This window comes from Vibrio owensii (assembly GCF_002021755.1).
Classification (GTDB): domain Bacteria; phylum Pseudomonadota; class Gammaproteobacteria; order Enterobacterales; family Vibrionaceae; genus Vibrio; species Vibrio owensii.
On the sequence record NZ_CP019960.1, the window covers coordinates 1,045,541 to 1,065,706 of the forward strand.

Sequence of the window (20,166 nt, forward strand, 5' to 3'; positions counted from 1 at the left end):
AACTTCCGAGCTGTCATTAATAGCAATCTAAGTGCCACTCCATATTGAGAGAGAACTCACCTGCAGGCATCTGATACTCGTTCATATCAACTCTGGCGCTGATTCGGACTTCTTTACTCGAATCTAATTGCTCAAGGTTTAGCTCGATGCCTTGCCGCCAGTAGTCAAGATTACCGACAAAACGTTCAGGTGTTTCCACTTTGAAGTGAATACGCTCCGGGCTGATGGTCTCTGCGCCGTTATCAATATTGAAATAGGACAAACGAAAATAGAGACGCTTATCTCGGTTATTCGCAAGTAGTTTGAGCGTTAATGAATCACTGCCAAATCTTCGACCGAAATGAATTTCGCTACGCTCTTTGAGCACTTCGATACCGCAAGATTCATCTATATGTTTATGAAAATGAACTTGTGCCGCACGAGAAAGCGAACTCAGGCTTAACAGCGCGACTGCTAATAATGAAATTAGAAATTGCTTCATAAGAAAACAAGCCCTATTAAAGGGCTTTCATTAATTTATTAATCATCACATTCGATGACCCAATTAGTGACTAATGTATATTGGTCAGCATCCAAGTTGCTTTCATCGACATTAATTCGAGCGGACAAGTCAACAAGATTATTATTTCGGATGTCAGAACGGGAATATTCAATACCTTCCTCCCAATCTTTAGCATTCATATTTGCTTCATGGACACCGCCTGATTTAAACCACACATCTTCTTTATCAATGTGGTTACCGAGTTCATGCTCTTTTAATGGCTCAAGGCTGAGTTCAATCTTTCCGTCGTCTTCGTTATTAATCAACTTAACTTGTGCTTTGGAATCGTTGTATTGCTCACCAAAAGCAAGATCAGCGTTCGCAATGGTGACATCAATGCCGCATTGTTCTTGAATAGTTGCACTAAACGTGACGTCGTCACTCGTAGCTTCATCCTTATCTTTAAGCGCTTGAGCCTGTGCACCAGTCGCCGCAATGAGTGTTGCTAACAATGCAATGCGGACCGGTCGTTTCTTGAGTTTCATGTTTACTCCGAAAAAGTGGTTTGAGTTTGCTTCATTCTCTTGAGCCTTTGTGTTTCTGCTTGAATTTGCAGAAGCTTCAGCTCGTGCTCTGCCTGAGCGAGTTCTTCCTGCCGTTTTCTCTCTCGCAATTCGAATTCATAAAGACGAGTACAATCGACTCGTTCCTCACCACCGAATTGAAAAGTCAGTGACGCGTATACGCCCGCCTCATCTTGGTTTTGCTGGTAATAGTTGTTGTAGTAGTTATCACTGTCTTCTTGACCCGTTGCGCCATACGTACCGACCTGAAAGGTTTTACCAGTTGACACGGCTTGCTCACAGGTTGCGCCTTCAGACGTTCTGATTCTGTCTGTACCCGATGGATTTGAAACACTGGGAATAGGATTTGCGATAGCGCCAAAACTCAGCAGTAACAAAGGCAAGCCACAAAACAGGACACGCTTGCTAGCAATCGTGTTCATGCCTTAATACCTTTTTAACCGGATGTTAGAACACACTTCGTAGCTATTTGGTGTGTTATTCACCATTCGAGTACAAATTTTCTTTTTGCTTATTTGGCCCGCAGGTGTTTTGACTCGAACGTTTAATGACACTTCTTGTTGAGGATCGAGTGTTATTTTACTGTTGAACGTCTTATCATCGATTCTGAGATAATAATCCGCTTTTTTGTTGTACTTATTCTTTAAAAGAAATTGAACTTCCGTCATATCGGTATATGCGGTGAATTCTCTCTCTTTCCAAATATGTAAATTTGCCGATGCACTGCCAGAGATTAGCATCGTTAATATAATCACCTTTCGTATCATGGCTTATTACCTTGAGAAGAAATCAGACGGTGATTTTATTTTGTGCAGTTTTTAATCCTTACCATTTTACGCCAAGGAAGAAACTAACTAGGTAACTAGATGCTTATTGCCAGAATTAAGGCTATCCCGCACAGAATGTGATGATTTTCACGCTTTCTTAATCAGCAATCGTTTTCTAGGAATTTTTCCTAGTCGATCTAAGCCCTCCTCTCATGTGGTTCAAAAGAGGACTCTCTACAATCGCCGACAGCTAAAAGAAAGCGAGCACGCAAGTGCATCACACTAATACAAGAGAGTTCACGATGTTAAAATTCCTTGAACAAGTCCGGAAGCCTACCCTCGACCTTCCTGTCGAAGTACGTAGAAAAATGTGGTTCAAACCATTTATCCAATCTTACCTAGTGGTATTCATTGGCTATTTGACCATGTACCTGATCCGTAAAAACTTCAACGTCGCGCAAAACGACATGATTTCTACTTACGGTTTGTCGATGACCGATCTAGGTTTGATTGGCCTGGGTTTCTCGATTACTTACGGCATCGGTAAGACCGTAGTTTCCTACTATGCCGATGGTAAAAACACCAAGCAGTTCCTTCCTTTTATGCTTATCCTTTCTGGTCTGGCAATGCTTGGTTTCAGTTTCAGCATGGGTGGTGGCAGCGCGAGCTTGTTCTTGATGGTGGCGTTCTACGCACTAAGTGGTTTCTTCCAAAGTACTGGTGGTCCTTCTAGTTACTCGACCATCACTAAGTGGACACCGCGTAACAAGCGTGGTTCTTACCTAGGTCTTTGGAACATGTCTCACAACGTTGGTGGCGCTGGTGCTGCAGGTGTGGCTCTGTTTGGTGCTAACTACTTGTTCGACGGTCACGTAATCGGCATGTTCGTGTTCCCTTCTATCATTGCGATCATCGTTGGTTTCATCGGTATGCGCTATGGTAACGACTCTCCTGAAGCCTACGGTCTAGGTAAAGTAGAAGAGCTATTTGATGAAGCAGTCAGCGAAGAAGACGAAGCGACTGAAGGCAATCAAATGACTAAGAAAGAGATCTTTGTTGAGTACGTTCTGAAAAACAAAGTGATCTGGCTACTTTGCTTCGCAAACATCTTCCTTTACATCGTGCGTATCGGTATCGACCAATGGTCAACGGTTTACGCATACCAAGAACTTGGTCTATCAAAAGAAGCAGCAATCTCTGGCTTTACCCTATTTGAAGTCGGTGCGTTAGTCGGCACATTGATGTGGGGTTACTTATCTGACCTTGCAAATGGTCGCCGTGCGCTAGTGGCTTGTGTTTCTTTGGGTTTGATCATCGTATCACTTGAGTTCTACCAACACGCAACCAGTGAGTTCATGTACCTAGCGTCGCTATTTGTTCTTGGCTTCCTAGTGTTTGGTCCTCAACTACTTATCGGTGTTGCTGCGGTTGGCTTTGTTCCTAAGAAAGCAATCAGTGTGGCAGACGGCGTAAAAGGCACATTCGCTTACCTAATTGGTGACAGCTTCGCGAAACTGGGTCTAGGTATGATTGCAGACGGTACACCAATCTTTGGTCTTACGGGTTGGAAAGGTACGTTCGCTGCCCTAGATACCTCAGCAATGATTTGTATTATTTTGCTTGCTTTCGTTGCTATCGCAGAAGAGAAAAAGATTCGTCAAAACAAGAAGAAGCTTGAACTCGCAGAAAACCAAGCTTAATCAAACAGCGCGCTTTGCCAGTCAAAGCGCGCTAGATCATTAAATAAACTTGGTCAATTTAGTATCATAGTAGGTTTTTATTGAGCTCTTTGAGAGCTCATTTTCGTTTGTGTATTGCTGAAGTTTGGTATTTAAGATGATTAACGTAGCGCTTGTTGATGACCATGTCATTGTTCGTTCTGGATTTGCTCAATTGCTGAGCCTCGAAACAGACATGAATGTTGTAGGTGAATTTAGCTCGGTAGCAGAAGCTCGAGTGGGATTACCTGCGTGCAAGCCAGATGTGGTTATCCTAGATATCTCGATGGCAGACGAAAGTGGGCTTACCCTACTCTCCGAAATCCCTTCAGGCATTGCTTGTGTCATGCTTAGCGTGCATGACTCTCCCGCAATGGTTGAAAAGTCACTTAAACTCGGCGCAAAAGGTTACCTAAGTAAACGTTGCAGCCCTGACGAGTTGATTCAAGCAGTCAGAACCAGTGCTTCAGGCGGTTGTTACCTAACGCCTGATATTGCATTGAAGCTCGCCACACCAAGTGACAAAGCGGCGACGCTGACTCAATTGACTCGCCGAGAAAACGAAGTCTGCCAATTGCTGGCTCGTGGCTTGGATGTGAAGTCTATCGCCACTGAGCTTGGCTTAAGCCATAAAACCGTTCACGTTCACCGTGCAAACGCCATGGATAAGCTTGGCGTAAAGAACAACGTTGAACTCGCCAAACTGTTCTCGCAAGAGTCGTTTTAATGCGCAGCTACACCATCACCTCTATTTGCGGTTTATTCATGACAGGCTGCTCGTGGTTCTGTCTGTGGGTGATCGCTTATTACTTTGTGAATGATGCTGAACTGGCGATCTTGCTGTTCCCCTTCGCATTACGTTTGGGGTTAACACTGCACACGCGTACAAAGTATTGGGCAACGATTTATCTCGCCGAATGGGGATTAACCGTTGCACTCGCTTTACTTCTTGAACAGCCACAATGGTTGATGGTGTTGGTGGCCAGCGTGTTGAGCATTCCGGTTGTTTACCTTGCTAAACGTTATTACAAAGGCGATCAGAACCAGCACTTAGCGGTGATGACGGTCGTGTTGCTCGTGACGTCTTGCATTAACGTACTTGCGGTTGGTTATCACGTTCAATCTGTCTACATGGCATGGTTGGCGAGTATTGCGGGCGGTTTGTTGGTGCTGCCAATGTGTTACCTACTTTGGAACTATCTCTTCCAGAGCCCTTGGTCGCCTTTGACCTCGAACTTACTGGCAAACGAAGTTCAATTCAAAGTTCGTCATATTCTGCTTTATAGCGTGCTGTTGATTGCCAGCATTTTGGTTCAAACCAGCTTGCCAGATGAGTTAAAACGCTTCGCGCCTTTCTGCATGGCAATCCCAATCATTGTGCTTGCACTACGCTATGGCTGGCAAGGTGCACTGCTTGCGACCATGTTAAACAGTATCGCGCTGATTGCTGCACGAAGCGGTGTTTCGAATCTGGAAATCACTGACCTTCTGTTGTCCCTTTCGGCACAAACCTTAACGGGCATCATGCTCGGTTTAGCGGTGCAGAAACAAAAAGATCTTAACCAAAAACTGCGTGGCGAATTGTCGAGAAACCAAACCTTGTCCCGACAGCTCATTCAAGCAGAAGAGTCGGTACGCCGTGACGTGGCAAGAGAACTGCACGACGAAATTGGTCAGAACATCACGGCGATTCGTACCCAAGCGAGCATCATTAAGCGCGTTGATAACGCAGAAATGAACACACGCTGTGCCGACATGATCGAAAACCTCTCACTTAATGTTTATGACACTACTAAACATCTGCTGAGCAAACTGCGTCCGAAAATGCTCGATGATTTGGATTTGAAAGATTCCGTTCACCAGTTAACCCGTGAAATGGAGTTCGACAATCATGGCACTCGCGTTGTGCTTGATTGGCAAGGTGACTATGAGTCTTTGGGCGACACGCTAAAAGTCACCCTATTCCGTTTGTGCCAAGAAGCGTTAAACAACGCTGCGAAATACGCGAATGCGACGTCTATCGTTATCGAGCTCTCTATTGATGAGAACATTTCGTTGAACATCGCTGACAACGGCATTGGTTTCAAAACCGAAGACTGCATGAAAGGCATGGGCGTTCGCGGCATGCAAGAACGCGTACAAGCGCTTGGCGGCAAAATGTATATCTACTCTTTGAACGATCATGTGGATGGCACACAAATCGCCATCACATTACCTAAGGTGTAACGAGCATGTTTGGATTATTTCAGTCTCCGAGCTACAACCAAGCTCCCCTTAGCAAAGACCAAGTGGATCAACGCTATCGCTATTGGCGTCTGCACATCATGCTGGGTATGTATCTTGGTTATGCGGGCTTTTACTTCACTCGTAAAACATTCAACTACGCTGCACCCGCGATGATTGCTGATTTAGGTTTAGATAAAGCCGATATCGGTATGATAGGTACGCTTTTCTACATCACCTATGGTTTATCGAAGTTTATCTCGGGCACCATTTCTGACCGTTCTAACCCTCGCTTTTTCATGGGTGTCGGTTTAATCGCGACGGGCCTTATCAATATCGCGTTTGGCTTCTCTAGCTCTTTGGTTGCACTCGCTGCTCTTTGGGTGATGAACGCTTGGTTCCAAGGTTGGGGCTGGCCTTCGTGCTCTAAGTTACTTACGACGTGGTATTCGCGCTCAGAACGTGGTTTCTTGTGGGCAATTTGGAACACCGCCCATAACGTAGGCGGCGCTTTAATTCCCCTACTCGTTGGATTTCTTACATTCCATTACAGCTGGCGAGAAGGCTTTATCGTACCGGGCGTTATCGGCGTGATTCTTGGTGTGGTTGTTTGTTGGCGTTTGCGCGATAAACCGACCACTCAAGGGCTACCAACGGTTGGTCAATGGCGTGATGACAAGTTAGAACTGACGCAAGAAAATCACGGGCAAGGTCTGAGTTATAAAGAAATCCTCAAACAATACGTGTTCAACAACAAGTATATTTGGTTGCTCGCGTTCAGTTATGTTCTGGTTTACATCGTGCGCACCGCTATCAATGACTGGGGGAACTTGTACCTGACAGAGCAACACCACTACAGCCTAATCAATGCCAACGCCGCATTGTCGATGTTTGAAATCGGTGGCTTTGTTGGTTCTCTGGTAGCTGGTTGGGGCTCGGATAAACTGTTCGGTGGTAACCGAGGTCCAATGAACCTATTGTTTGCCGCTGGTATATTCTTATCTGTTGCCGCACTGTGGTTGATGCCGTTAACTAACTTTGCGTTCCAAGCTGCTGGGCTATTCTCAATTGGTTTCTTCGTATTTGGTCCACAAATGTTGATCGGAATGGCAGCAGCGGAATGTTCACACAAAGATTCCGCTGGTGCAGCAACGGGCTTTGTTGGTTTGTTTGCCTACATGGGTGCCGCACTTTCTGGCTACCCATTGGCATTGATTCTTGAAGAATACAGCTGGACTGGATTCTTTATCACCATCTCGGTATGCGCAGCCGTTATTGGCTTGTTGTTATTGCCATTCTTACAGGCTCAACCTTCAAGAAAGCCGCTCGCTCCCAAGCTTAGGTTGTAGACACATCATTGTAGAAGCCACTTCTACACCTCTCAGGGTGAGTTAACCGCTCACCCGTCCAATCTCCACTATTTTTTGCTTCCGATTCAGTTCGGAGGGTTTTCTACGGGTAAAATTCATGAATTCGAATACTATTTCATCAAAATGCTTCTTCAAAATGGACAATAAGATCCAAAACTACGACTGGGGAAGCCGCACTGCTATCCACAATTTGTTTGGCTTTGCTAACGAAGCTCAGCAACCTCAAGCCGAGGTTTGGATGGGTACGCATCCGAATGGTTGCTCTATCGTTACACAAGGAAACACTGGCGCTTCAAATACAGCTGTTTCGCTATCAGAATTGATCAAACAAGATCCGTCAGCGTTTCTATCCCAAAGCACGGCTGAAGAATTTGGTGACCTACCTTTCCTCTTCAAGATTCTTTCGGCGGATAAAGCCTTGTCTATTCAAGTGCACCCAAACAAGCAAGATGCAGAGCTCGGTTATGCACAAGAACAAGAGTTAGCTGTACCGCTGAGTGCATTTAATCGGAATTACAAAGATGCCAACCACAAGCCAGAACTGGTTTACGCCCTAACGGAATATCAAGCGATGAACGGCTTTCGTCCCTTTGATGAAATCATCGCTCAGTTCCGTCTGTGTGACATTCCAGAGATTAACGGTTACCTAGAGCAATTTGAACGCAATCCCAACCAAGACGGCTTGTGTCACTTCTTTGTGGAGATTCTTTCCATGGAAGAAGCGCGCAAGATTAACGCCGTGGATCACTTACTAAGTTACGCAGCAGCCAGCCAAGCACGCCCTGTGTGCGAGTTGATTTTAGACCTTGCTGCTCAGTACCCGAATGACGTGGGTTTGTTTGCCCCATTGCTGCTGAATGTTATTACGCTTAAACCCGGTGAAGCCATGTTCTTAAGCGCGAGAACGCCTCATGCTTACATCAAAGGCACTGGTCTGGAAATCATGGCGAACTCAGACAACGTACTTCGCGCTGGGTTAACACCAAAACATATGGATGTGGAAGAACTGGTTAAGTGTACCGACTTTATTCCAAAACCGATGAACACGCTACTAACCAAAGCAGCAGTCAACGGCTGTGAGCACAACTTCCCTGTCCCTGTACAAGACTTCAAGTTCTCTGTCTTCCAAGAGCCAAAAGATCAACAAGTCGAGATGACCAGTGCAGAAATCTTAATGCCAATCGATGCGGACGTAACGCTGCTTGCAGAAAGCGGCGAAACATTGGTGCTTGGCAAAGGGCAATCGGCTTTCATCCCTGCTTATGTGGGTAGCTACACGATCCGTTGTGAAGGTCGCGTAGCTCGTGCATTTAATGGCTAAGTTCATTTCCTCTTAAAACAAAAATGGCGGAGACTTTTCAGCTCCGCCATTCAAACCATTCATTTGTTTACTCACTCTGTGCTTGAGCCAAACGAATACTCACCAAACTTGCCACCATGATGGCTAAGTAAAAGCTCCCTACTATCGCCTCGAAGAAAACGAAGAATTGAGCCACCGGAACCGTCGGTGAAATGTCACCATAGCCGACCGTCGTTAATGTGATAAAGCTAAAGTACAAAGCATTAAACAAGTTCGACAGCCAAGGTTTTGCTTCTAGTCCTGTGAAAGAGCTCGGGAAGAACTCCAACACCAACAAGTAAATCACCGCCCACGCAAGCCCTAGTAGCAGATAGATACAAATCGAACCGATAATGTGGTTTGTCGTTACCGACTTGGTTAATACTACCTGCTTTAGCGCCGAGTATATGTGCGAAAACAAGAACACCAATAACGCACCTAGCGTCAAAATGGACAGATCTAAATGCTCTAAGAACGACATCCCATAGGAGATGACGGCCACAATCAGTAACACGCCATACCATGTTCGGTTGGTTTTGTTCTTCTTATTGATACCAGCAATCGAAGCACCTAGTGTCACCACCAAAAGAGCAAGAACAAACTCCTGCCCATCTGGATAAAACTGATGCATCACAGCACAGCCAAAAAACAACGCAATGAGTGCGAAAAACAAAAAGTAGAAGTTATCTTCCCTGGTCATCGGTTTCATGATGCCACCTCTACTTTGTCTTCCTCCTTCGCTTTTTGGTCCATGCTCAGTGCTTTGTTTGCTTCAGTGTCATCTTCATCTAACCAGTTCACCATCAACTGGTAAGTCAGACTCAGTACCACGGCACCAACAAACAGACCAACGATACCAGACATTGCCATACCACCCAGTGCACCCAACAGTGTCACAAGCATCGGTGTGTCAGAACCACGGCTTAGAAGAACAGGTTTCAGTACCGCATCACTTGCGCTCACCAAAATACACCAAACGAGGAAGATGCCAGCAACCAGTGTTGATTCGACGCTAAACACGTAAATAATCGCAGGAATCAATGCCAGAATCGGAGGCAGCTGAACAATCGCAATCAGAATCACGGCAACCATCCAAAGCGCAGCAGCAGGAACGCCAACCGCGACCATACCAACACCCGCCATGACAGATTGAATCAGCGCAACGCCAATCACACCTTGAACCACGCTGCGAACGGTCGATTTTGAAAGATCAACCAACGCTTCGCCTTTCTTGTTGGTGAGGCGGTCAGCCAGCTTGGTAAAGCCTTTCTGGCACACTTCAGCATTGCTCATGAACGCACCTGCAATCATGGTCGAAATAATGAACTGGATGAAACCACCACTTACCGAGCCAACAATAGATGCCGCTTGAGAAAGGAAGCCTTTCACTTGCTCGCCATACTTAACCAAGAAGCCTTCCATGTTGGTCGATGCGTAGTTAATCGCTACGAACAGCTTATCGCCCACCACAGGGATCTCTTTCAGGCTTTCTTGCGGCTTGGGTACAACTAAGGTGCCATCTTGCAACCCAGTGACGACCTCGGTACCACTGGTATAAAGACCGGATGAGAGCGCGATAAGTGGGATTAAAAGTAACAGCACACCAATAGTGCTGAGGAGCGCACTCGCCTTACCTTTTGAGATACCTAAGCGATTGTGAAGGGACATCATGACTGGGTAGAGCGCGATGGCAATAATACCGCCCCACACAACCAACATAATGAATGGACTGAGGATAGAGAAACACCACCAGATCAGTAACGCTACGGCTCCGATCTTGATAGCGGCGTCTATCGCCTGTTTAGAGAAATCATTTGAAGCTTTCATAGCGTTACCTTTTCACCGTCTGTTAAGTGTTATGTTTGCAAAAACTTCCATTGTCGGGTTTCCAAAAAGAGTGATGCGAGGATCATGTACGTCCCGACCAACACCAATTGGAAGATTCGGATAAATGTATTGCTGTCGATGTCGCCAGAGCTCATTAGCGTGCTGCCGATTAAGACAAGCAAGGTACTGAACGCCGTGGCGAATATCGGTGCCTTCTCTGGCACGGTGTAAATCTTCTTCCCTATCACTACCGCCAATAACGCAATAAAGGCGGTGTAAAAGAATATGCTTGGCACAATGGCGAGAATCGAGAAAGCCAAGATGGCAAGTATCCCGCCGATACCGTTACTGATGATTAAGAACGCGCTTAATTTGACTGACTTCTCTGAGGTAATCATCAAAGACAGCAACGCGACAAACATCATGGTGAGCAACGCTTCTGAAATCTGAAAGACAAAGAAGAAGCACACCACAGGGAACGAAATCAACATGGCTCGAAATGACGCATGCCAACGTTGTTCTTTACCAATTGGTGGAGCCGCATAACCGGCGAACTCACTTTCTGGCTCTGGTAGGTAAATATGAACCAAAGCAAAAATCGCCACCGATACTGCACCAGAAATCGCTAAGCCACTCGCGAGCACAACAGAAATCGCAGGGTTATTGATTGCCATAAACGGCAACATCAACACCGCAATCAACAAAATGGTCGCGAACAGATTCCATTTGGGGTCAGTAAACAAGTAGTAACCCCATGCCATCATCAAACCGACGGCAATCAGTAGAACAATTGGGTACTGAGTAATGCCTCCTGAAAGAAGCAGTCCCAATCCCATGGTGGCAATCAATGCCAGCAGCAACTCGTAAATCGTTTCTCTATGAAGGTTTGGCTTATCGACCAAAAACTTCGCGGTAAATACCGGCGCGACAAACGCCAGTTGCCAATTAATCCAAGCAGCGAGAAACACCGCCAGACCTACACCTATGGTGAAGCGCAGAATCCGGCGTTGAGTTGCGTTATCAATGCTCAGATTATCGGACATAAGACAGTACGCTCAGTAGACGAATCCAAAGTTTGCCAAGGGTGTTGAACACGAAGTTGTCACCACTGTAAACAATCACGTCTGCTTGACCGCCAACGCGTAGCATTCCCGTTACTTCTTGACGATCAAACTCGATGGCGATTGGTAACATTTGCGTTTGGCGTAACCATCCTGTTTGTTGGTTTGCTTGCGCGAGCTTGCCCGCTTGTTGGTTTTGTCCCCAATCGACACCCCAGTCGATGCTGCTGACTTTGCCTTTGATTACTTTGCCAGGAACAAAATCGAGGGCGATTTCTACTTCGTCACCAATGCTGACGTTGCCTAAACTGTTTTCACGAAAGTATGCTTCTATCCAGATGTCTTCTGTCGACACAAACGTCATGATTGGCTGGCCTGCTGAAGCGTAGAAGCCTTCGGTTAAGCTGAAGTTCGAAACACCACCTTGAGTTGGCGCACGAATCACTGTACGTTCTAAGTTCAGTTGAGCTTGCTCAAGAGCCAGCAATGCCGCTTTAACTTGGCTGTTTTCTTCACCTTCTGCGCCAAGTTGTTGTTTCGCTTTTTCAAGATCCGCTTCTGCATTTACTACGTTCGCTCTCGCGGTTGCCAATGATGCTCGTGCTTTATCTGCATCCGATTTCGACACTACGCCTTTCTCTGCCATGGCAAGAACACGGTTGGCTTGCGCTTCAGTGTTTTGGCGTTCAACAATCGCAGAAGTTAACCTTGCTTGAGCCGATGCGATTGATGCGGTTTGTGCACCAACGTTCTGCCCAGCAATTTCCAGATTCTCTTCAGCTTGCTTTACTGCAATTTCATAATCTGATTTGTCGAGAACGGCGAGCTCATCACCCTCTGCAACAAGTTGGTTCGGACGAACCTTAATATCTAAAACGTTGCCAGAAACCTGAGGTTTTATCGGCACGATATAGCCTTTGACGCGTGCATTGTCAGTCACTGGAATGATGCGGTCTGACACAATGCTGAACCCGAGCATGACGACTATAAACAAAAGCAAATAGTTGGTGACCGTCTTTACTTTGTCTTTTTTATTCGTCTCTTTGTTTTCTGCCACTTCCGTTGGCTGTTTTTGTTTTTCGTTCTCGGACATGTTATCCCCTTGCCATTGAATAGATTGAACATTTTAAGAATATACCGTCCTGCTCAACCTTCAATTAATTGAATAATAAATAGCGAGCTATATCTAAAACCGTGCGTTATGCGCTAAGATAAAAAAGTGATAAAGGAGTATCCGCCAAAATGCCAAATCAAACGTTTCATCTACCTGTCATTCAGACTAACTATGCTCGTATTCTGGTTGAAGTCTTTGCTGACTATGGCTTGGACAAGCATAAGCTACTTAGTGACGCTGGCTTACCTGCGGACTTATTCCAAACCGAGAGCGACTACATTCCGTCTGAATCGATAAAACGTTTAATTCATCTCACTTCTTCCCAACTTGGCGTAACGAAATTCACCGACTTATTGGTGTTAGTCTTTCGTCGCCGCGTTATACCCAATGTCTTGCATCAGTTTGTACCATTTAAAACCATCGGCGATTCAATGCAGCACATTGATGAAATCTTCAGTTTAGACTCGCCTGGCAGTAACGTTTCTTTCGAAACCCATCATGGCCACGCCTGGTTCTGTCGATGTTCGGAACAGAAAGACACGCAAATCGCTAACTGGTCTGAAGCATTTGCTGTGATTTACATCATCGAGCTCATTAGCATTTTGACCAAAACCGCTTGGTATCCAAGCAAGGTACGCCTGCAAGGCAGCAACAGCGATATCGTAAAAAGTGTTGTTCCTAGCCAGTGCCAGATATTTGTGGGTCAAGAGAAGACCGGTGTTTACATTCCCGCGGACATTCTTAACGTACCAATCCAAATATCGGACTCACAGTTAGGCGCTGAACCGAGTCAGATCCAGTGGCATACAAGTTTTACCGATAGCGTGTTTGAACTCCTGCGCCCTTATGTGCGAGAGCGTAATTTGTCGATAGAAGAAGCGGCTCAGTTGCTGAGCTATTCTGTTCGAACCTTTCAAAGAAAGTTAAAGAATGAAGGCACTTCTTTTCGGCATATTAAAGAGTCATTGATGTTCTCTGTTTCTTGCGAATTGATGGAAGAAGGACACTCTCTCACTTATATATCCAATCAACTTGGTTACACCAGTATTTCGCACTTTTCGCGCGCCTTTAAAAGAGTGTCCGGGTTATCTCCTAAAGTGTATAAACAATCTATTGCGCTGAACGCATCCAGCACTTCGTGACGTTATACTGCTCAGTCCATTTGAGGCTTGGTACTTGGTAATTGTTTGAGCTTGGCTTGCATCAGTGTTGCGAGGTCTATTTCATCACACAGCACTTCTACGTCCTGAACTCGAAAGTAAACAATCATACGTTACCCTCAATTGAAAACGTGGGGCTATTATGCCGTGGCGCGAACCAAGTTATTTACCATTTTACGCCACACAACCACATTCCAATCTCATTATTTGAAGTCTCAAATTAGAGTAGTTCGCCCACTTTGCACAATTTTTACAATGAGAAGAAATTAAGTGGTTTGTTTATTGCGTTTTACTTCTCAGTCCCGCTTCCATATTAGCTTTTGTCGAATTTTCAATAACCTACTGTATTGGTTAGCCCAAATGTCGTTTTTGTCAGCCAATGGATAACGCTCTATCTATTGGTCAAGCCGAATGTTCATCAGTTTGAAGCTGAGCAGCCTTTTGTTGCAAAACGTATACGCGGGATTGTAATCACGTTTTGTATCACTACAATTCCAAACCAAATGAATAAAGAAACGTTTGTATGCCGAAATTAAATTTAGACAGCGCAAGGAATAGCTCTGCACTCTCTGATAATGAAACCTGCGAAAAAGTACAATCGGCATTAGAACCGAAATACCACAAGCCAGAAAAGAAACTTTGCCTCAGTGCGGGTCTGACGGAAAAGCACATTGAACGCCGTTGGAAAGTACTCGAATCCATGACGGACAAAGATCTTCTTCTGGATCCTTTCACACAATCGCATTACGACCAATACGCCAACAACATTGAACACTTTATTGGTACTGTTAACGTCCCTGTCGGTGTTGCTGGGCCTCTACGTATTAACGGCTTGTTCGCGAATGACGACTACCTAGTACCACTCGCAACAACAGAAGCCGCGCTCGTTGCCTCTTATAACCGCGGCGCGAACTTGATTACCGCAGCTGGTGGCGCAAGTACGCTTTTGATCAGCGAAGGCGTGAGTCGTACTCCCGTGTTTGGTTTCCAATCACTTGCAGAAGCCGCGCAGTTCGTCAGTTGGGTGGTCACTCAATACGATATCTTCCGTAAAGAAGCGGAATCCACCACCACGCACGGCAAGCTTAAAGACATCAACGTCAACATCGAAGGTAATCATGTTTACTTGGTGTTTGAATACGTAACTGGCGACGCATCTGGTCAAAACATGGTGACCATCGCGACACACAAAGTCTTCCATTACATTCTTGAACACAGCCCGGTAGCACCGGTTGATGCTTATCTAGACGGTAACTTGTCTGGTGATAAAAAAGCCAACGCCCACACTTTACGCTCTGTGCGCGGTAAAAAAGTGTCAGCTGAAGTGACGATTCCTGCAGCTTTGGTCGAGAAATACCTGCACACCACACCAGAGGCGATGGTGAAATTTGGCAAAATGAATACTGTAGGTGGATTACTAAGCGGCACTATCGGTATCAATGCGCACTACGCCAATGCCCTCACCGCTCTGTACATCGCCTGCGGGCAAGATGCAGCGTGCGTTGCAGAATCTGCGGTTGGTATTACTAGAATGGATGTGGATTCTCACGGCAACCTGTATACCTCTGTCACTTTACCAAACATCATGGTTGGCACCGTTGGTGGTGGTACTGGCTTACCAACGCAAAAAGCGTGTTTGGATATCCTTGGCTTGCACGGCAATGGCAAAGCAAAGGCGTTAGCAGAAGTCGCTGCAGGTTTATGCTTGGCAGGTGAGCTTTCCATTGTTGGTGCATTCTGTGCCGATCATTTTTCTAGAGCGCATCACAAGCTAGCGAGAAAATAAACCGTTCAGCCTAAACCGTTAAAACCAAAAGCCGCGCACTCGTGTTAATACTATGAGTGAGCGGCTTTTTAGTTTAAGCTCTTGTGCTTATTTCGTTATTGATGCTGCAAACACCTTGGCTTTTTTACTCTGGTTGCGGTGGTATGTATAAATCCACAGTATCAACAAAATACGTACTCCACATTTCGTTCATACTTGTATCTGAGTACTCGTCAAAGATAATAACGGCAGCGCCATATTCACCTTTGAAGTAAGGCGCAATCAAACGGACAAAATCGTCTCCTTTACTTAACCTTAAGTAACCTTCTGAGGTGATACTCCAATCCCAACCGAGGTTTTCAGTATTGCCATCGGCTTTCCAAGTCTCGCGATCCGCCATACCACCTTCATAGATGTCCCAGAAACGAACTTCGACTCCGTTTCCTTTGCGTCTCGTCAGTCTTGAATCGACAACGTCATCCGCCGTTAATGGCTGTAGGCCACCACAGTTTGTTAGCTCCGACGCCAACAACGCGGCATTGACTGATGCACCAGTCTCATTGACCTCGCAGTAATCGTAACCTTCACTGCGGCTCACGCCACGGATAGACTCTCCAATCACTCGCAACCATATCGCTTGTTCAGACAGTCCTTCTTCGATCCAACCGTCGACCAGTTCGTCTAAGTCTTCAATATAAGGACCGACATACTCAGGATAACCGGTGTAATTGTCGTTGATTAGGGTACTGTATTTTTGTCCACCATCATTAAAGGTGTAGTCATACCCTTCAATTGCAAAGTGTTGCCATTCAACATGAGTACGAATATCTGTCTCTGACCAATAGGTTTTCACTTCGTCCCAACGGTTGAACATCATACCATCGCCATTTTCATCGACTTTTTTGATCGCGTTCGCTTCATCGAGAATATATTTGCCACCGACACTCGTTTCGATTTTCTGACTGTCGTCGTTGACACCTTTGGTATAGGTATATTCTTCCCAATAATTGACTTGGTATTCGAAGCTAACTGAACCATCCCAGTTCCAAACCGGGCCTGCTTTCATGTATGACTCGGAGCCATCGGCATTATTCATACTTGTTGTCGTTTCATTAACTGAACCGTCTGCATCCCAGTCGTGCATGATGACTTCTTTGTTACCACCATCCACATAGTCCCATCGTTCACGAACTTGCGCATAGGTGGCCGCTTCTAGAGGAACTGCAGCGTCTAGGTCATACTCTTTAAATTCACGAGATTCGTAATCATAATCTGCCGTTGTTTCTTCTACCTCAACCATGGTTTGAAGTAAGTCCACACCAGACATATCGCCGGCCATGATCGCTTCTGCAAACAAATCCACCGTGCTGTAGCTTAACTCACGTTCTGGATCATCCGTAGTGACGCTGTCACCACCAGAATCGGCCGGGTTGGATTCATCAACGTAACGGGTAAATTCCCACTGACCGCGAGTCTCCCCCTCATCTGCGACACCAACATCATATACGTGGCTGGTAAAATCAAACTCGCCATCGAAGTTCAAGTCAGCTTTAAACGTTATCTTGGCCGTGAAGGTACCGTCATCGAGGTTCTGCACCGCTTCCTCTGTAAATGTACTGAACACCGTTTTTACACCGGCTCGTTGATAATATTCTGTAGCCGTAGCTTGATAGGTCAATGTGTTCGCGGTTTCATCGAGGATCTCTGTTTCACTACCCTCTACCGTGAAATCCAATGAGATATCCATGTTGTCCGGCGTGCCATAGTAGCTGTCTGTATACGAGTAATGGGTAACCTTACCATCCGGGTATTCATCTTCTAGCTCTTCGGCAACTCGCTCATCCGATACGCGCTCGTCGACTTTACTTTCGGCTAGTTCGAGGATTTCGCCTGTGTCGCCTTCAGCGATAAAATCCCCCATCAAACGGTCTTTAAGTTCTTCATCGGTCAAGGTGCTATCTTCGAGCTCTTCTTTTAACTCGTCGACTGCGTCGTCAATTGCTTGGTTCACTAGGCTTCCAAGCGCTACAAGCAGCGCTCCTATTTCCTCATCACTCAACTCATCGAGGTTTTGATCTTCCAGAACGGCGCTTACTCGAGATGTCAGCTCTTCATGAACTTGGGTAGTAAAAGGGTTGATGACCTGACCATCGAGTTCACCGTCTTCAAGATCATCAAAGTCGGCTTGTGTTAAAGGTGGCATCCCAAGAACAATGGCGTGTCCATCTTCAGCATCTTCAAAGACCTTTTCTGCTTCATTGGCAACGATTTTCTGCTCTAATTCTTCCATCGTGGTTGGGGGTTCAGTCCCCACATCGACAGAATCGTTCGTTAACTGAGCCAAAATCGGCACACCCACTAAGGCGTCCTTTTGTTGTTCTGAGATTTGAAATGAATATGTACCATCAAGGCCAGTATTTGCCTGAGGTTCATCGGCGTCTGGCTCACCATCTCTATCGATGTCCATCCAGACTAAGGCGTTATAGATGTACCCATCTACGACGGTACCATTAAGTGTGTACGTTTGACTGGCGCTCTCATCATTATCATCACTGCCACACGCAGCGACCGTAGATGCAATAACAACAGCGAGCATAGTTTTGCGAGCTTCCATGTGTGCTCTCCTATCCAACATTTATGGTGCAGCTATTACCTCTCCTCTTTACTAGCTGCGGATTGAACTGTGTCGAACTCATCGACCCGGTAAATGTTAGCTATTGATCGCATTTATTTGTGCAATTTATGTACAATCGTGAGCTTATTCACGCTTTATGCAACTTAATTAATAGATCGATCAGTAAAGTAATCACTCTGGCATGTTTTTTTAGATCCAATTTCTTTAAAGGCTCATTTCAACCAAACTAAGTGATATATCAACAAGCCAACCATTGAGCGTTCGAATGATAAAAACAGGCAAAACATGAAAGCTTGCTTAAAAATTTCATAATTAATTTGAAGTTTAACAAGGCAGTTTTGGCGCTTATCTATCAGGCATTTATCAAGCCAAACGTGAACCTACGTTTTTCAATCCAGATTATTTTCTGAGAAATCATACTTTGTTAGTGAATTTTCCCGTCTATACTCCGCTCTGCAGCTGCTTGATTTCGTTACTTTATTTTACAGCTCACTATGAGCTTCATTTTACTCCCGTTAAATGGATTTAAGTCGTTCCTTTGGGTAAGCGAGTTAACTATGAGACGTCAGAAACAGAATGAGATTTCTTGTTGGGTGCTAGGTTTTGTTGCCATGCTGTTGTTTTTTGTAGGACCAGTATCGGCGGACGAAGACGACCCAGATCTACCAACTGCACGCTTTCTATATCAAACCACATTTGGTCCCACTCCTGCTTTAATCGACCAAATAAATCAAACCAATTACGAGGATTGGATTACAGAACAAATACTTCTCCCTCCAACTTATCACAGTGATCTTTACTTCACGCCTTTTAGTAAAGGGGCACAAGCAAACCGAGAAAACGCTTGGTATCAAATCGTCCTCACTTCCGAAGATCAACTCAGACAAAGAATGGCCTTTGCTCTTAGCCAAGTGCTCGTCGTATCCCGATATGGCGGCCTACTAGGTAGCAAGCCGGAAAGTCTGGTCAATTATTATGACTTACTGGTCGAAAATGCCTTTGGCAACTATCGTGACTTGTTGCTAAAAACCGCTATGCACCCTGCCATGGGAAACTATTTGTCGATGATGGGAAGCGCAAAAGCAAACGCGGCGACAGGTGCACTGCCAGATGAAAACTTTGCTCGTGAATTGATGCAACTGTTCACCATCGGTTTGTATCAATTGAACTTAGACGGTAGCGTCAAATACGATTTAGAAACTGGGCATGCGCTCGCGACCTACACACAAACAGACATACAAGAACTCGCTCGCGCGCTGACGGGTTGGAACAAGTCAGACACCGCGTTTGTGAAGCCTATGCGCGTGATTAAAAACCGCCACGACACTGGTGAAAAACACGTACTCGGTAGCAAGATCCCTGCGGGACTGACCGCCGAAGAAGATTTGGAACGTGTCATTGATATTTTGATGAGTCACGACAATATCGGGCCGTTTGTCTCTAAGTTGCTCATCCAACGCTTTGTGACCTCTAATCCAACACCAGAATACATTGCAAGAGTTGCAACCGTGTTCAATAACAACGGCAATGATGTGAAGGGCGATTTGAATGCTGTCATCCGAGCGATCTTGCTTGATGATGAGGCTCGCGGGAAAACATCCATTCGCCCAATAAAAGTAAAAGAGCCAATCTTGGTGCTCACCAATTTCCATCGCGCGGCGGGCTTTACACTCGACGCTGCACGATACGATGGCGCGGTATCGTTGATGAACATCGCCAATCAAGGACCATTAAGGTCACCCTCTGTGTTTAACTTCTATTCACCCGATTATCAGCCTTCGGCCGACTTTGTGTTTACCGGAATGGTTTCGCCTGAGTACGAACTATTGGATTGGTCGGTATATACAGAGTTGGTTAACTTCATGCTTTACAGCGTCCGTAAAGGTTCTGGCTCTACTTACTCATTGGATATAACTGAGTTGTACGAGTTGCTTGATGATCATGAGGCATTGGTTGAGGCCATCGATGTGCGTTTCTTTGCGGGCACGGCTTCTCCGCAGCTAAAACAAATCATGCACAACGCACTCAACAAATACCAAACCAACTATGTTCCCACCACCAAACTTGCCTTAGTGATTTTCACCGCGATTTCTGGCAGCGAATTCTACATTCAAAATTAGGA

Annotated in this window: 16 protein-coding genes; 8 read left to right on the forward strand and 8 right to left on the reverse strand. The window is 45.6% G+C overall.

Translation table 11 applies throughout. The annotated features are described in order from the left end of the window. Positions 1–16: 16 nt before the first annotated feature. From A9237_RS21305 to A9237_RS21315, 3 genes are read right to left on the reverse strand one after another with little or no spacing between them, the layout of a single operon-like run. Entirely contained in the window at positions 17–481 is a 465-nt protein-coding gene (locus tag A9237_RS21305) for a hypothetical protein (RefSeq protein WP_078609585.1), read from the reverse strand. 38 nt (positions 482–519) lie between these two features. After that, on the reverse strand, positions 520–1,026 hold the full coding sequence (locus tag A9237_RS21310) for a hypothetical protein (RefSeq protein WP_078609586.1): 507 nt from the start codon (positions 1,024–1,026) through the stop codon (positions 520–522). Between the two features lie 2 nt (positions 1,027–1,028). Continuing rightward, entirely contained in the window at positions 1,029–1,487 is a 459-nt protein-coding gene (locus A9237_RS21315) for a hypothetical protein (protein WP_078609587.1), read from the reverse strand. Between the two features lie 647 nt (positions 1,488–2,134). On the opposite strand from A9237_RS21315, the gene uhpT reads away from it, so the two are divergent. From uhpT to manA, 5 genes are all read left to right on the forward strand, one after another. Beyond that, positions 2,135–3,532 carry a hexose-6-phosphate:phosphate antiporter gene (uhpT, locus tag A9237_RS21325; RefSeq protein WP_078609589.1) on the forward strand — a complete coding sequence of 466 codons (1,398 nt, stop codon included), beginning with the start codon at positions 2,135–2,137 and terminating at the stop codon, positions 3,530–3,532. A gap of 136 nt (positions 3,533–3,668) precedes the next feature. Continuing rightward, positions 3,669–4,277: a transcriptional regulator UhpA gene (gene uhpA / locus A9237_RS21330; protein ID WP_045367819.1), complete on the forward strand. Its 609-nt coding sequence runs from the start codon at positions 3,669–3,671 to the stop codon at positions 4,275–4,277. Beyond that, positions 4,277–5,776: a signal transduction histidine-protein kinase/phosphatase UhpB gene (gene uhpB / locus A9237_RS21335; protein WP_078609591.1), complete on the forward strand. Its 1,500-nt coding sequence runs from the start codon at positions 4,277–4,279 to the stop codon at positions 5,774–5,776. The genes uhpA and uhpB overlap by 1 nt, the downstream gene beginning before the upstream one ends. Positions 5,777–5,781: 5 nt before the next feature. Beyond that, positions 5,782–7,122: an MFS transporter family glucose-6-phosphate receptor UhpC gene (uhpC, locus tag A9237_RS21340; RefSeq protein WP_078609593.1), complete on the forward strand. Its 1,341-nt coding sequence runs from the start codon at positions 5,782–5,784 to the stop codon at positions 7,120–7,122. A 118-nt stretch (positions 7,123–7,240) separates the two neighbouring features. Beyond that, complete coding sequence (gene manA / locus A9237_RS21345) at positions 7,241–8,464, forward strand: mannose-6-phosphate isomerase, class I (protein ID WP_078609595.1); 1,224 nt, start codon at positions 7,241–7,243, stop codon at positions 8,462–8,464. Between the two features lie 67 nt (positions 8,465–8,531). Here manA and A9237_RS21350 read toward each other — a convergent pair whose 3' ends face one another. Genes A9237_RS21350 through A9237_RS21365 form a run of 4 tightly spaced genes read right to left on the reverse strand, consistent with a single transcriptional unit; the run spans position 8,532 to position 12,463 of the window. After that, a complete protein-coding gene (locus A9237_RS21350; protein ID WP_009705362.1) occupies positions 8,532–9,191 on the reverse strand; it encodes a potassium channel family protein in 660 nt (219 codons plus the stop codon). Further along, positions 9,188–10,309: an AI-2E family transporter gene (locus tag A9237_RS21355; RefSeq protein ID WP_078609596.1), complete on the reverse strand. Its 1,122-nt coding sequence runs from the start codon at positions 10,307–10,309 to the stop codon at positions 9,188–9,190. Before A9237_RS21355 ends, A9237_RS21350 begins: the two co-directional genes overlap by 4 nt. Positions 10,310–10,338: 29 nt before the next feature. Next, entirely contained in the window at positions 10,339–11,352 is a 1,014-nt protein-coding gene (locus A9237_RS21360; protein ID WP_078609598.1) for a DUF2955 domain-containing protein, read from the reverse strand. Then, positions 11,342–12,463 (reverse strand): HlyD family secretion protein, encoded by a 1,122-nt coding sequence (locus A9237_RS21365; protein WP_078609600.1) that lies wholly within the window; start codon positions 12,461–12,463, stop codon positions 11,342–11,344. The genes A9237_RS21360 and A9237_RS21365 overlap by 11 nt, the downstream gene beginning before the upstream one ends. A 149-nt stretch (positions 12,464–12,612) precedes the next feature. Between A9237_RS21365 and A9237_RS21370 the strand changes: the two genes are divergently transcribed. Together A9237_RS21370 and A9237_RS21375 are read left to right on the forward strand one after the other, a co-directional pair. Next, positions 12,613–13,626, forward strand: a complete 1,014-nt coding sequence (locus A9237_RS21370; protein WP_078609602.1) for a helix-turn-helix domain-containing protein — start codon at positions 12,613–12,615, stop codon at positions 13,624–13,626. 541 nt (positions 13,627–14,167) lie between these two features. After that, positions 14,168–15,430, forward strand: a complete 1,263-nt coding sequence (locus A9237_RS21375) for a hydroxymethylglutaryl-CoA reductase (RefSeq protein ID WP_038896707.1) — start codon at positions 14,168–14,170, stop codon at positions 15,428–15,430. Positions 15,431–15,554: 124 nt separating this feature from the next. Here A9237_RS21375 and A9237_RS21380 read toward each other — a convergent pair whose 3' ends face one another. Beyond that, entirely contained in the window at positions 15,555–18,023 is a 2,469-nt protein-coding gene (locus A9237_RS21380; protein WP_078609604.1) for a hypothetical protein, read from the reverse strand. 578 nt (positions 18,024–18,601) lie between these two features. Here A9237_RS21380 and A9237_RS21385 point away from each other — a divergent pair. Beyond that, positions 18,602–20,164 (forward strand): DUF1800 domain-containing protein, encoded by a 1,563-nt coding sequence (locus A9237_RS21385; protein ID WP_078609606.1) that lies wholly within the window; start codon positions 18,602–18,604, stop codon positions 20,162–20,164. Positions 20,165–20,166 lie beyond the last annotated feature (2 nt).